General features: G+C 35.8%; 12 protein-coding genes. 3 read left to right on the forward strand and 9 right to left on the reverse strand.

The features are described from left to right. Positions 1 to 82 precede the first annotated feature (82 nt). Together SOI85_RS05810 and SOI85_RS05815 are read right to left on the reverse strand one after the other, a co-directional pair. The gene (locus tag SOI85_RS05810) at positions 83 to 1903 is read right to left on the reverse strand and encodes an SLC13 family permease (RefSeq protein WP_320663476.1); all 1821 of its coding nucleotides are present in this window, start codon (positions 1901 to 1903) and stop codon (positions 83 to 85) included. 91 nt (positions 1904 to 1994) lie between these two features. Then, positions 1995 to 3179, reverse strand: coding sequence for an NAD(P)/FAD-dependent oxidoreductase (locus SOI85_RS05815; protein WP_320663477.1), 1185 nt, complete (start codon positions 3177 to 3179; stop codon positions 1995 to 1997). Between the two features lie 74 nt (positions 3180 to 3253). On the opposite strand from SOI85_RS05815, the gene SOI85_RS05820 reads away from it, so the two are divergent. Further along, positions 3254 to 4033, forward strand: coding sequence for a phosphoadenylyl-sulfate reductase (locus SOI85_RS05820; RefSeq protein ID WP_414477811.1), 780 nt, complete (start codon positions 3254 to 3256; stop codon positions 4031 to 4033). After that, positions 4030 to 4755 (forward strand): type III pantothenate kinase, encoded by a 726-nt coding sequence (locus SOI85_RS05825; protein ID WP_320663479.1) that lies wholly within the window; start codon positions 4030 to 4032, stop codon positions 4753 to 4755. The genes SOI85_RS05820 and SOI85_RS05825 overlap by 4 nt, the downstream gene beginning before the upstream one ends. On the opposite strand, the gene bcp is transcribed toward SOI85_RS05825, so the two are convergent. From bcp to SOI85_RS05860, 7 genes are all read right to left on the reverse strand, one after another. After that, positions 4747 to 5214, reverse strand: coding sequence for a thioredoxin-dependent thiol peroxidase (gene bcp / locus SOI85_RS05830; RefSeq protein WP_320663480.1), 468 nt, complete (start codon positions 5212 to 5214; stop codon positions 4747 to 4749). The two genes, SOI85_RS05825 and bcp, sit on opposite strands and share 9 nt — an antisense overlap. A 207-nt stretch (positions 5215 to 5421) precedes the next feature. Further along, the gene (locus SOI85_RS05835) at positions 5422 to 7629 is read right to left on the reverse strand and encodes an AAA family ATPase (RefSeq protein ID WP_320663481.1); all 2208 of its coding nucleotides are present in this window, start codon (positions 7627 to 7629) and stop codon (positions 5422 to 5424) included. Positions 7630 to 7663: 34 nt separating this feature from the next. After that, on the reverse strand, positions 7664 to 9313 hold the full coding sequence (locus tag SOI85_RS05840) for an alpha-D-glucose phosphate-specific phosphoglucomutase (protein ID WP_414477812.1): 1650 nt from the start codon (positions 9311 to 9313) through the stop codon (positions 7664 to 7666). A gap of 54 nt (positions 9314 to 9367) precedes the next feature. After that, positions 9368 to 9538: a hypothetical protein gene (locus SOI85_RS05845; protein WP_320663483.1), complete on the reverse strand. Its 171-nt coding sequence runs from the start codon at positions 9536 to 9538 to the stop codon at positions 9368 to 9370. A 19-nt stretch (positions 9539 to 9557) separates the two neighbouring features. Further along, positions 9558 to 10643: a DUF4912 domain-containing protein gene (locus tag SOI85_RS05850; protein WP_320663484.1), complete on the reverse strand. Its 1086-nt coding sequence runs from the start codon at positions 10641 to 10643 to the stop codon at positions 9558 to 9560. A 303-nt stretch (positions 10644 to 10946) separates the two neighbouring features. Continuing rightward, positions 10947 to 11321, reverse strand: a complete 375-nt coding sequence (locus tag SOI85_RS05855; protein WP_320663485.1) for a hypothetical protein — start codon at positions 11319 to 11321, stop codon at positions 10947 to 10949. 3 nt (positions 11322 to 11324) lie between these two features. Beyond that, positions 11325 to 11975, reverse strand: coding sequence for a winged helix-turn-helix transcriptional regulator (locus SOI85_RS05860; RefSeq protein ID WP_320663486.1), 651 nt, complete (start codon positions 11973 to 11975; stop codon positions 11325 to 11327). 252 nt (positions 11976 to 12227) lie between these two features. Here SOI85_RS05860 and sufB point away from each other — a divergent pair, with 252 nt between their 5' ends. After that, entirely contained in the window at positions 12228 to 13670 is a 1443-nt protein-coding gene (sufB, locus tag SOI85_RS05865) for a Fe-S cluster assembly protein SufB (protein ID WP_320663487.1), read from the forward strand. Positions 13671 to 13675 lie beyond the last annotated feature (5 nt).

Below are 13675 nucleotides of genomic sequence, written 5' to 3' on the forward strand. Positions count from 1 at the left end.
TTTTAATCAAAAAATAAAAACTTGATAATCTAATTAGTATATATCAAATTTAAAATATAAGTGTACATAAAAGATTATTTATTTAAGATCCTCCGTATTGCCAAAGAATTAAAGCTGGAATAATTAAGGTCATTAAAACTGTTAATCCTGCACCATATCTAGTCACATCAAGAAAGCGATAACGACCTGGTCCAAATACCATCATATTAGTTTGATAACCCATAGGAGTTAAAAATGATTGACTGGCTCCAAATAAGACAGCTATCAACAGAGCCAACTCTGGAAGGTTTAATCCTGGTGCTAACTGAACAGCAACAGGTGCTAAAAATGCAACTGAAGCTGCATTACTAATAACTTGAGTAAAAATAGTTGTTGAAAGAACAATCACTAGTAACGCAAAGTATGTAGGCAAGTCTTCTAGCCAATACTCTAATGCGTTAGCAAATATATCAGCTAATCCTGTGTCATTCATTGCAACGCTAAAACTTGATAATGATCCCAACAAAAGAATTACGTCTAATCTAATTGATCTCTGGACTTCTACAGGCCTAATACATCCTCCTACTACCATAGCTATTACTGCAATAAGAACAGAAGAGACAAGAGGTATGGAGGAGATAGTTGGCACAATTAACATTGCAATTGCGATTGCAATTGCAATTGGTTTTCTACGAACAGTTGGTAAATCATTTTCGAACTGATCAAGGACAAGTAAATCATTACTTGCTTGTAATCCTCTGATTGAATCAAGAGGTGCCTGCAACAACAAAACATCACCTTCCCTAAGAATAGCTTGACCAATTCTTTCTTGAACTGTTTGTTGCCCTCTTCTTAAAGCTAAAACTGTTGCATTATGTCTCTGACGAAATCGAAGCTCACTTAAACTAGCTCCTGCAAGAGTAGACCCTGAGGGAAGAAGTACCTCTACAGTTTTTTGACCGGCTAAGAAATTAGGATCTGAAAATTTCGTCTTTTGCTTGTCAACACTCCTAGCAAGTTGCACTGTATGTTCTTGCTGAAGACGTAATAAGTCTGCTCTAGCAACTCGAAGTAATAATCGATCTCCTGGCTCAATAGTTTTATCTGCTAAAGGCGGTAAGAATCTTTCTCTATGTCGTTGCAATTCCAATACATCAACATCGAAACGACGTTGTAATCGACTGTTTCTTACTGACTGTCCAACAAGGTCAGAATCATCCGGAATCGTAACCTCCGTAAAATATCCAGTTTGATCAGTACTTCCACTAAATTCATTATTAATCGATCCTCGGTCAGGTAGAAGTATTTGTGGGGCCAATAATAAATAGACTGTTCCAATTAGCCAAATAGGAATTCCAATAGAGGTAAAGGTAAATAAATCAAATGAACCATAACCAAGTTGAGCGCTAATATCACTAACTAAAAGATTGACAGAACTACCAAGTAAAGTCAGTGTTCCACCCAAAACAGTTGCAAAAGACAAGGGAAGCAATACTCGTGAGGGCGACAACTTACGTCTAATACACCAAGCTTCTATAACGGGCAAAAGAGAAGCTACAACTGGTGTATTAGGAACTATGCCGGAAATAGGTGCTACAACAAATCCTAAAAGTGCAATTAATCTTCTGGGAGAGCGAATATTTTCAGAAGCAATAAGTTCTCTTAAACGATCAAGTGCTCCACTCTTAAACAAAGCAGCTGAAACCGCAAATAAACCCATTAAAGTAATTAAAGCAGGACTCCCAAAGCCAGCTAATGCCTTTTGAGGTGGTAAAACACCTGTAGCCATTAACAATGCAACACTTAAAAGTCCTGTCAACTCAGGAGCTAATAAGCCTGAAATAAAAAGCACCACTGCTAAAATCAAAACTGATAGAGTTATGACAGCTTGAGGATTTTGATAAATAGCAATTAGTTCATTCATACTTAATTCATTGCATCGATTAAGAATGAGTTCTTCTTCAAACTAAATGACAAAATATAAGGAGTCATTAAATTAATGCAGAAACAATTATTCATTTGCATTGATGTGTGTTATTCAATAACCAAGCCAAGGCAAATCTAATACCTAAAGAAAGATTTTGTACTTTCGTAAGATAAGCCATACGGCGAATCTGAAAAGCTAATGGTCCTGTTAATGTCAAACCAAATCCGGTAATAGATGCATTTCCCCTTCCTAAACTAAGCATTTCACCAAAATCATCATATTTAAAAACCTGAGGACTTACCCCAGTGCGATAAGCGATTACATTATTTGCTGCAACTATCGCTTGTTGCATTGCCAATTGAGCGGTTCCCGGATGAGGGCTTAGTTCATTAAAAGACACATCACCTATTGCAAGTAGGTTTTTTTGCCCAACAACATGCAAAGTAGATTCAATAATTATTTTTCCCTCTTTCAAAATTGGCTTTGGAATAATCTGAGGAAGTCTTGGTTTAGAACCAGCAGTCCAAATTACTCCTTGATGATGCATGTAAAAATCATGAGAAACTTGATCATTTATTGTTCTTAATTTAACTTTATCAGAGCTTATCTCGATAACTTCAGTCAACAAATGTACCTTGATATGGCGATTATTTAATGCGACCTCTGATTTCTCTCGATTAAACAACTTACCTTGAGGCAAGATCTTTCGACCACGCTCAATTAAATGGATCTGAGTTTCATTATCTAATACATCAGAAAGCTTACATGCTAATTCTACGCCTGAAGGTCCAGCGCCAACTATGAAAAGAGAGTTATTAGTTTCAGATGATTGCTTTAAAATAAATATCAAATTTCTTAATTTCTTTACATCCGATAAATCATGAAACATTAAGGCATGCTCAGTGAGGCCTTTAAGAGAGAGCTGATTAGGCTTAGAACCAACAGAAAGTACAATTTGAGAATAATTTATTTTCAATCCTGTATTAGTAATAACGTATTTTTCAAGATTATTAATACTTTCTACACTCTCTTGAATCCACACTATACCTGTCGCACTAAGCAATGAGCTGTAGGAAGGAGCAATCTCCCAAGACTTTATCTCTTCACTCAATAATTCATATAACAGGGGTGAGAAAATAAAGCGATCTCTTGGCTCTATCAAAATAATCTTAGGCTTAGGGTGACTTCGACTTAGTGCCAAAGATGTTGTTAAGCCACCAAAACCTCCTCCTACTAAAACAACTGGATCAGAATTAGGATCATTTATGTCCATAGTTACAACCCGCGGGGGTATCAATGAGACACTAAACAAACTTGCAAAATAAGCGTCAATTCGATGATAAAAACATGACCAAACCAAACCAACAAAATTCAATAAATCAACAATTGCCTAAAGACTATTATCAAGAATCAGTTGATAATTTTTCTCTTGAGAAGGCGCGAAGCGAGTTAGAAAATCTTAAGGCCGAAGAAAGAATCCAATGGGGTCAAAAAAAGTTTGGCGAGAGATTTGTTCTGACGACAAGTTTTGGTATTCAATCTGCAGTTTTACTAAATATGGTCCGCCAACTCAAAAGTAATAATTTGCCGACCATAATTTGGGTAGACACAGGATACTTACCATCAGAAACCTACCTCTATGCAAAGCAACTTATTGAACAGCTTCAGCTTGATATAAGTGTAGTACAAAGTTCTATCTCATCAGCGCGGATGGAAGCGTTATATGGACGACTATGGGAAACAAAATCTCTCAAAGACTTAGAAAAATATCACCTCATTAGAAAAGTAGAGCCTTTAGAGCAAGCTTTTAATGATCTAAAAGTTACTTGCTGGGCAAGCGGGGTGAGAGGCAATCAAACAAAACACAGAAAGTCAATGAATCCTATAGATCTCATCAGAGGGCGTTTATCCATAAGACCTTTACTGAGCTGGACGACAAAAGATATTTTTTATTACATGAAAGAAAATAATTTACCTCAACATCCGCTTTTTGAAAAAGGATACTCAACTGTGGGGGACTGGCACTCGAGCAAACCTGATACTCTTGGCGAAGAAGGGAGAGTCACAAGATTTGGCGGCATGAAAGAAGAGTGTGGAATACATGTTTCAGAGTCAAGTGATCAATGAAAGAGAAACTAGATAAAGAGAGAGTTAACAAAAAAACCTATCTTTTAATTGGGAATAGTCGCCTACATTGGGCTTTCCAAAATCAAAACCAATGGGATTTCCTAGACACATCAATAAAGCAAGGGTTTACCGAATATATAAATACAAGTTTATTAGCATGGGCTGAAGTAGGAAAAAGGCCTAAGAATATTTACTTAGATCCTAAAAAGAAACTCAATATTGAAGAAATACCTCTTTTAAACGTACCAAGTTGGTTAGGTATTGATAGAGCATTGGCTGGCTGGGGAGCATTTAAAAAAGCGAAAGAATTATCAATTATTCATACAAATGGACTACTAATTGCTGATGCAGGAACAGTACTTAGTATTACAAGAATTAGTAAGAAAGGCGAGTTTATTGGCGGTCAATTAATAGCTGGATTAAATCTTCAACTAAAAGCCATGGCGCAATGCACTAATAATTTATCTTATCCTTCAAGAAAAGATTTGAATGGAGAAACTTTTCCTAAGGCTACAGAAGATGCAATGTTAAGAGGTAGTTTTCAATCATTAATAGGTGCCATTCAAGAAGCCAAAAAAGATACTAGTGCACCTCTTTTTATCTGCGGGGGGGATAGCTTAGATATTTTTAATAAACTAAAAATATCGTATGATGATATTTATCATTGCCCTAATCTTGTTCTAGAGGGAATGATAAATGTGAAGCATAATGAATTAACTTAATCCTAAGTCCAATAGTATCTGATGAGCCATTTTTTCTGCTTTAACTTTCAAATAAATCAACTCGATTCTCCCATCAGGAGAAATCACAAAAGTATGTCTCATCATTCCCATATACTCTCTCCCCATGAATTTCTTTAGTCCATAACTTCCAAAAGAACTTGCTACTGGACAAGGCTCTGAATCAGTAAGGAGTATAAAAGGGAGTTGATATTTATCAATGAACTTTATATGAGAACTAGAGGGATCTTTACTGATGCCAAACACCTTTATCCCCTTGGATTCAAAAATACTCCAAGAGTCTCTGAAGCTACAAGCCTCTTTTGTACATCCAGGAGTATCATCCTTAGGATAAAAATAAAGAATGACCCTCTCTCCTTTAAGTGATGACAATTTCACTAAATTCCCATCTTGATCAGGGAGAGTGAAATCAGGTGCAAGATCCCCGACTTTTAAGGACATTATCTTGGAAAATAATAAACCTACATCCAAGTTACTAGGAGTTCGTTATTACCTCTACTCAACTTCCGAAAAAATAACGTTCTTATAAGAATATTTTCATAAGATCACTGTTGAAGAAAAACAAAATGACCAAATACGATTATCTATAAAAGATTTACTTTAAAAAATTTTTAAATTTCTAAGAATACATCTTAAAAGTGAACTAATCTAGTAATTGCCCTCATAGATACCAATTATTTTATAATGAGATACCTTCTGTTTTAAATCTTTTCCTCTTACCGATTTTATTAGGTTAATCAATTGCACTGAAATCTCTTCATCAAATTCATTAAGAATTGATTTAAAGTAATCACTATCTTGAGAAAGCCATCTTTTCTCAATTGAGTTTGTCATTTTAAAAATTAAAGTTTCATCCCAAGTGTCAACTTTAATTTTCCATCTTAATTGTCGTAATAGCTCGAAAAAAAACTGTGATTTATTTTTTTTCTTCAATAAAGTCATTTCTAAGGAAACAACTTCTTGCAGAATCTTATTATCTATATTCTTTATGCAACTCTCATTTATACTCTCTAAAATTGATCCCAATGGACCACAGGAAGGCTGACTTACTAATAATCTTAATTTTGTTTTAGGTGCAGAGATTGATGAAATCTTATTCCAGAATTGACTATATTTTATATCAGAAAGATCTTCATTTTTTATTCTTCCTCCTATTAATTCAAACTTTAAATTCACAGGAATATCACTTGATAAAAGGTTCTCTATAGTAATCAAAGTGGGACGTAACAGCGGATCCAATATATCTAATTGGGCTAAAACCTTAAGTTTTTCTTCTGACGAAGTGCTTATAAATACTCCGCCTTCTTTAACTGAACTCAGTGAATTAAGAGACCAAAACAAAGGACTCTGTCCCACAATTAATACTCTGTCATTAGTCTTGAGATTCGCATCAATCCATAATTTTTGAAGTAATTTCTGAAGTCTCTCGCCCTCTTGCATCAGCTGACGCTCTATCCAGCCTTCAAATACAGGTTCATTTTGACTAGAAGATAGAAATAATTTATGAGATTCAAGAGACTCTTCAGCTGCAGCAAATTGTGCTGCTCTTCTCTCAAGCATCTTATTTCTTCTATCACCTTCCCATCCATGCTTGGATGGCCTCCAAAAAACTTCACCTTGCAGTGAGTCAGGCAAATACTGCTGTGCAACCCAGTTTTCAGCAAATGCATGTGGGTAACGATAACCAATTCCATCCCCAAATGCCTCTTGATCTCGATTAGGATCTCGCAGATGAGTTGGTATCTTCTGAGCCTCAACCTGCCTGATCGATTTAACTGCCTCAAAAAAACCCATAGAACTATTACTTTTTTCAGTTGTAGCTAAATAAAGAGCTGCTTCTGCTAATAAATAAAGTCCTTCTGGTAATCCAATTCTTTCAAAAGCTGAAGCACATGCTTCTACAACAACTATTGCTTGAGGATCCGCTAAGCCAACATCCTCACCTGCCGCAATTAACATTCTGCGAAAAATAAACTTTGGATTTTCTCCTGCTTCCATCATTCGCGCCAACCAAAATAATGCAGCATCAGGGTCTGATCCTCTTAATGACTTAATAAATGCACTAATAGTGTCAAAATGAGCATCCCCATGTTTGTCATATAAAACTGCTGTTTCCTGGATCGACTCTTCAGCAATACAAAGATCTATATTGATAATTTCATTTTCATCGGGGTCTGTAGTTTCAACAGCAAGCTCAAGAGCATTAAGCAAACTTCTCGCATCACCATTTGCCACTTCAACCAAATGAGCGGATGCTTCAGAACTTACCCTGACCATTTTCTTACCATAACCATATGTTTTATCTTCAAGAGCGCGTGTAAGTAACTTGTGAAGAGCGTCTGTATCCAAATTTTTTAAACGAAAGATTCTTGATCGACTTACTAATGCTTTATTAACTTCAAAATAAGGATTCTCAGTAGTTGCACCAATCAGTGTCAAAGTTCCGTTTTCTACCCATGGAAGCAACGCATCCTGTTGAGAAGTATTGAAACGATGCACTTCATCGATAAAAAGAATTGTTTTCAATCCATACTCATTCCATCTTTTCTGCGCTTCTAACACTTCGTGGCGTAATTCTTTAATCCCTACTAATACAGCATTCAAAATACTGAAATGTGAACTTGTATTTGCTGCAATAATTCTTGCCAAAGTTGTTTTGCCTACACCTGGTGGGCCATGTAATAACAAATTACCCACGCGATCTGCTGCTATAGCTCGTCTCAATAAACGTCCCTCAGCTAAAATAGATTCTTGGCCAACGAAATCGTCTAAAGTCTCTGGCCTTAAACGTTCAGCAAGTGGAGCATTACTCTTTAATGCTTTTTCACCATGAAATGTAAATAAATCTTTGCTCAAAACCGAATTAATTTATTTGAAACAAAGCAGCAATTTATGTAACTACTGTAGGTTGTCTCATACCAGTACGCTTACTAATTTCTGCTAGTAAATCTATTTCTTTAATTAAATCAGCCAGGGCAATCTGCGGATTTTGATTTAAGTTTCCATTTGATGCAACATAACTCTCTAAATAAATTCTTAGAGTTGCTCCCTTGGTACCTGTTCCAGATAACCTTATTATCACACGGCTTCCATCATTTAATAAAATTCTTAGGCCCTGATTTTTAGTAATAGAATTATCAATTGGATCAATATAGCTGAAATTATCAGCAACATTTATCTGTCTTCCTGCAAAAGTTTGACCAATTAATTTGGGCAATAGTTTCTCTAATCTTAAATAAAGTTGATTAGCAACATCACTAGAAATAGCTTCATAATCATGCCGAGAATAATAATGTCTACCAAACTCTAGCCAATGTGATTTCATCAAATCATCAACAGAACATTTTTTCTCTGCAAGTATTTGCAGCCAAAATAAGACTGCCCACAGTCCATCTTTTTCCCGAACATGATTGCTACCAGTTCCAAAGCTCTCTTCTCCACAAAGAGTTATTTTCTCATCATCAAGTAAATTGCCAAAAAATTTCCAACCAGTAGGAGTCTCAAAACAATTTATCCCTAATTTTTTCGCAACTAAATCGACTGCTGAACTAGTTGGCATAGAACGGGCTACACCAAAAAGGCCATCGGAATAGGCGGGTACTAAAGATGCGTTGGCAGTTAAAACAGCAAGGCTATCACTAGGGTTTACAAAACATTTCCGTCCCAAAATCATATTCCTATCTCCGTCTCCATCACATGCAGCTCCAAACGAGTATTGATCACCTTTTAATAAGGCATCTGCCAAGTCTTTGGCATATGTAAGGTTCGGGTCAGGGTGGCAACCTCCAAAATCTTCTAGTGGAACTGAGTTTCTTACTATTCCCTGCCCTCCAGACATTAGCTCCTCAAAAACACGCCTCGCATATGGTCCTGTAACCGCATTCATAGCATCAAACGCTACAGGAAAATCATTTTGAATAAGAGAACTAATTTGATCAAAATCGAAAAGATTTTGCATTAAATCAATATAATCACTTATACCATCTATAACTTCAACAATCATAGATCCTATTTGATAGGTTCCTGAACAATGTATGTCTATCTTTGTATACTCAGTCATTTTTTTATAACAACTAAGAGATTTAGTGCAAGTAAAAATATCATTAGTTAAAATTTCATTTGCTGGTCCACCATTAGGACCATTAATCTTTACTCCAAAATCTCCATCTTGGCCGCCTGGGTTATGACTTGCTGAGAGAATAATACCTCCTATTGCTCTTTTGATGCGAATAAGGTTAGACGCTGCAGGAGTAGATAAAATTCCATCAGTTGTTGTAATTATTTTTCTAATTCCATGAGCAGCAGCCATGGAAATAATGACATCAATAGCCCTTTTATTCCCATAACGACCATCTCCTCCTAGGACCAGAGTACCTCCCTTAACTCCTGGAAGTATTCGTAAAGTTGCTTCTATGAAACTCTCCAAAAAATGAGGTTCATGAAATTGAGAAGTACTTTTTCTTAATCCTGAAGTACCTGGCTTTTGATCAAGAAAAGGTGAATCAAGGTCGACAATTACCTGCTTGGGTTCTGATAAAATCACTTGATTAAATGCTTGTTTAAAAACTTTAATTGCATGAGAAAATTCAGAAATTTAATGAGGCATTTCTGATGTTCGCAGCATTGTAATAAACCATATAGAACTGAGAGTTAATGTCGCAAAAACACCTGCCCCTATACCTAGTTTTGCAATAGTAAGTGGTACTACTAAAGGTAAAATTATGACACCAGCTATAGGTGTTATAGCAACAAACAAACGCAACATTATTTAACTAGCAAGAAACTTAAAACCATTCTTTTGAAGGGTTATCCTTTGGATTTGTGTTGTCTTCCGGAGTAGTTCTTTCAAAATTCATAGTTATATTTTTTTGCTCTTGAGTCACGGAATCAATTGCTTGAATTGGATAATTCTGAATTCCATCTCTAAATGGTACTTGTAACCTGAAGGTTCCATCATTAGCGAGAGGCACTACTTCTCCTCCTATCTTTAATGTCGCTGATGGATCAGTAGCTCCATAAACAATTAATTCTGCATCAGCAACCAGCCAAAATGAATTATCATTGGGGATCAAACCTATACCTGACTCGTTTCTACCGCTAGCCCATAATCCAGCACCTGAGTCAGTAACATTGGAAGTTTTTTCAGATAATGAAGAATATTCATGAAATTCTTCAGATCCTATTCTTGTTTTTCTATAAGTATTGGTTGCAGATTGATATAAACGTTGGTGCAATCCACTATCTGTGGAATCACCTTTGATTAGATTTTCAACAGGCATTGAGCTAGGTGAATCTAAACTAAAGGGTACAAATTGATCAAGAATTACTTCGCTAGGTCGTTGAGAAGGAACTTTTGCTGAGGAAGAAAAAGCCAAAGAAATCCATTGCGACCTATATCTATATCCAAGTTCTACCTGATAATCCCGATCTCCAAGAGGTATGGGCAAATACCATTCAGTGCTATGACTATCAACAGTAACCTCTCGTAAAGCACCCTTATTTACACCACCTGATTCCTGACCAGTTACATCAGCCAAACGCAACGACAGACGTGTAGCTCCTCGAGACAAAGCTTTATTTCTATCTATTTCTGAGATCTCCCAAAATACATACGCCCATTCTGGATCCCTAGGCAGAAAAACAACCTTGGTTATATCAGTAGGGTTGTTAGAAAAATCTTGAGAAAGGTTATTTGGTGAATTTTTAGCAACTAATTTTTCTTCTACTTCTTTCTTGTTTTGATATAAAACGATTTCCTTTATCAAGGCTGCCTTCGTTTTTCTGCTATATAAAGGCACTCCTACAGCACTGGCTTGCTGACGCAATTGACGAAGGGTAAGGCTAGATAGTGACTCTTTATCTTGACTCACGCCGGGAAAAGCTCCTTATGTTTTATTTGGGATCAGTATCTCCTGATTTGGAAGAATCTCGTGGCTGCCGTCAGCATCTACTGACTACAAAGAACGCCATCAGAGAAGAGGAAACTCCTTAAAGCTTCTATTCGCAAGGGTTTTCGCAAAGTGAAAAACAAAAATAAATATGCCTAGGGTTATTTTTTGAAAGCTCGGTCAAGCAAATTCCAGTTCTGTTTAAAAAAATCTAACTTTTCTTTCTCTTTGGGATCACAAGAATAAGATCACAATCGGGAATGGATTAAAAAAGCTCTAAGCTGATTAATCTCTTATACGATTTAAAGCATCAGCAATTAAATCATCCAACGTTAATTCCAAAGGAGGGATCTCAAGAGTAATAGATATCATTTCTAAATATTCAGCTGCGGCTGAAAACTGTTCTATCAATATCAATATAAATTCTTTATCATTTGCAAGCTTTGGGTTTGAATTACACCAACTTATTAGCTGTGCTTTTGAAGGTAATGTCTTAATTGAAAGCTGAGCAGATATCTTCTTGAAAGATTCAAGGCAATGGGCAATCAGTCTTACATGATGTTTTTCTAAAATCGAAATATTTAATTTATCAATAACTTGAATTTGATCTAAGTTCAAAGGACTATCAATTAAGTATAAATCATTTATCTTTTGGTTCATAAATTAAATTTTATTAGGCGTAATCTTAAATCCGCAAGTTTTAGCTTCATCAATTCTCCATTGGACACGTTCAACGTTACAGTCTGGGAATATATAACGAATTAATTGTAATTCCTGGTCACAAACCACTGGAAAACTCTCTGCGATTCCCTTAATAGAGCAATGAAAAGCATTTAAGTACCAACTGAGAGAATCATCCTTGCATTTATAAAAATCAGCCTTATGACCTTCTTCAATCCTCAATTCTATAAGCTTTCTTAATCGATCTTGAACTTTACCTAAACCTATCTTCCTTCTATATAAAATAGCTTTTTCAAAAGCCTGTGTATTTAATAAGTCTTTAAGAATATTGGGAGATAATCTTTTTTCAATCGAATCCAATAATTCTAAAGCAAATTTTTCACTACCTTTTTCATTAAAAAAACAATGATGACCTTTTGAAGTTAAATGCCATACATTTGAAGGTCTACCTGGTCCTAAAGATATAGAAATAGACTCAACTAAACCATCATTCTGCAAACTTCTCAAATGGCGCCTAATCGCCTGAACAGAAATACCCAAAGACAAGGACAGGCTAGATGCACTCAACTCTCCCTTCTCTAAAAGCAAAGAGAGAGCAGCTTCTCTAGTGGGGACTTGAACCTGTCCAATCATTAGCAAATTCTAACTTGCGATGATAATCACCCATTAATTCCCATCATTAAATCAATATACGAAAATGACAAGATCATTGGCTTCTAATTAGTGTGACGGAGGGTCTATGATACGAAACAAATTGGTTTCGTAAATGAACATCTAATAACTCTCGCTTGCTGTCTAAGGTATTGCACATGCAATGCTTACCTTGAAAGCAAAAATTTTTATTTTTCTCAACTCTCACTGCGATGAACTTGAAATCCAAAAATCATGAATAATTCCAATACAGTAGAAAAACTTGTTTCAAAGCCATATAAATATGGATTTATCACAGATATAGAAACTGAGAAAATAAGAAAAGGTATAAATGAAGATGTAATTAAGCTTATTTCAAGTAAAAAAAATGAACCTGAATTCCTTCTTAAATTCAGATTAAGAGCATATAATCAATGGTTAAAGATGAAAGAGCCTGAATGGGCTTTATTAAATTATCCAAAAATCAATTATCAAGATATTATTTATTACGCAGCGCCTAAACAAAGTGAGAAAAAAGAGAGCTTGGACGAGGTTGACCCAAAATTATTAGAAACATTTGAAAAACTTGGCATTCCAATAAGTGAACAAAAGCGTTTAACAAATGTTGCTGTTGATGCTGTTTTTGATAGTGTCTCAATAGCAACTACATATAAAGAAAAGCTTGCAGAACATGGAGTAATATTTTGCTCAATTACAGAAGCTATTAAAGAATACCCTGAGTTAATTGAAAAGTATTTAGGCAGTGTGGTGCCTATTAATGACAACTTTTTCGCTGCTTTAAACTCAGCTGTATTTAGTGATGGCTCTTTTGTTTTTATACCAAAAGGCGTCAGTTGTCCAATGGACTTATCTTCATACTTCAGAATCAACTCTGGAGATACAGGGCAATTTGAAAGAACATTAATAATTGCGGAAGACCGAGCTTCAGTTAGCTATTTAGAAGGATGCACTGCACCAATGTTTGACACTAATACTCTTCATGCCGCTGTTGTAGAACTGATAGCTCTTGAGGATTCATCTATCAAGTATTCGACTGTGCAAAACTGGTATGCAGGGAATGAAGAAGGTGTTGGAGGTATTTATAACTTTGTCACCAAGAGAGGTCAATGCCGAGGGAAAAGGAGCAAGATCAGCTGGTCACAAGTCGAAACCGGTTCAGCTATTACATGGAAATATCCAAGTTGTATTTTGCAAGGAGACGAGTCAGTAGGCGAATTTTACTCCGTAGCTCTTACCAATAATCATCAAAAAGCTGATACAGGAAGCAAAATGATTCATATTGGAAAGAAAACTCGTTCTACTATCGTAAGTAAAGGTATAAGTGCAGGTAATTCCAAAAATAGTTATAGAGGACTTGTTCATATAGGAGCTCAAGCCAAAGGTGCAAGAAACTACAGTCAATGCGATTCAATGTTAATAGGAGACAAAGCTGCAGCGAATACTTATCCCTATATTCATTCAGGGCAACCTCAATCAAATATTGAACATGAAGCAAGCACATGCAGAATTTCTGAAGACCAATTATTTTATTTGCAAAGTCGAGGGATAGTCTTTGAAGAAGCCATTTCCATGATGGTAAGTGGATTTTGTCAAGATGTATTCACTCAATTACCTATGGAGTTTGCTGCAGAAGCTGACAAATTACTTGCTCTAAAGCTAGAAGGATCTGTAGGTTAGTGATT

Origin of the sequence: Prochlorococcus sp. MIT 1223, from assembly GCF_034092465.1 — a bacterium.
Lineage (GTDB): Bacteria > Cyanobacteriota > Cyanobacteriia > PCC-6307 > Cyanobiaceae > AG-402-N21.

Excerpts from the sequence above, each read along its gene's own strand:
- SOI85_RS05845 (WP_320663483.1), bottom strand. The coding sequence starts at position 9,538 with ATGTTGCGTTTGTTTGTTGCTATAACACCTATAGCTGGTGTCATAATT.
- SOI85_RS05820 (WP_414477811.1), top strand. The coding sequence starts at position 3,254 with ATGACCAAACCAAACCAACAAAATTCAATAAATCAACAATTGCCTAAA.
- bcp (WP_320663480.1), bottom strand. The coding sequence starts at position 5,214 with ATGTCCTTAAAAGTCGGGGATCTTGCACCTGATTTCACTCTCCCTGAT.
- SOI85_RS05855 (WP_320663485.1), bottom strand. The coding sequence starts at position 11,321 with ATGAACCAAAAGATAAATGATTTATACTTAATTGATAGTCCTTTGAAC.
- SOI85_RS05810 (WP_320663476.1), bottom strand. The coding sequence starts at position 1,903 with ATGAATGAACTAATTGCTATTTATCAAAATCCTCAAGCTGTCATAACT.
- SOI85_RS05860 (WP_320663486.1), bottom strand. The coding sequence starts at position 11,975 with ATGATTGGACAGGTTCAAGTCCCCACTAGAGAAGCTGCTCTCTCTTTG.
- SOI85_RS05825 (WP_320663479.1), top strand. The coding sequence starts at position 4,030 with ATGAAAGAGAAACTAGATAAAGAGAGAGTTAACAAAAAAACCTATCTT.
- SOI85_RS05815 (WP_320663477.1), bottom strand. The coding sequence starts at position 3,179 with ATGGACATAAATGATCCTAATTCTGATCCAGTTGTTTTAGTAGGAGGA.
- sufB (WP_320663487.1), top strand. The coding sequence starts at position 12,228 with ATGAATAATTCCAATACAGTAGAAAAACTTGTTTCAAAGCCATATAAA.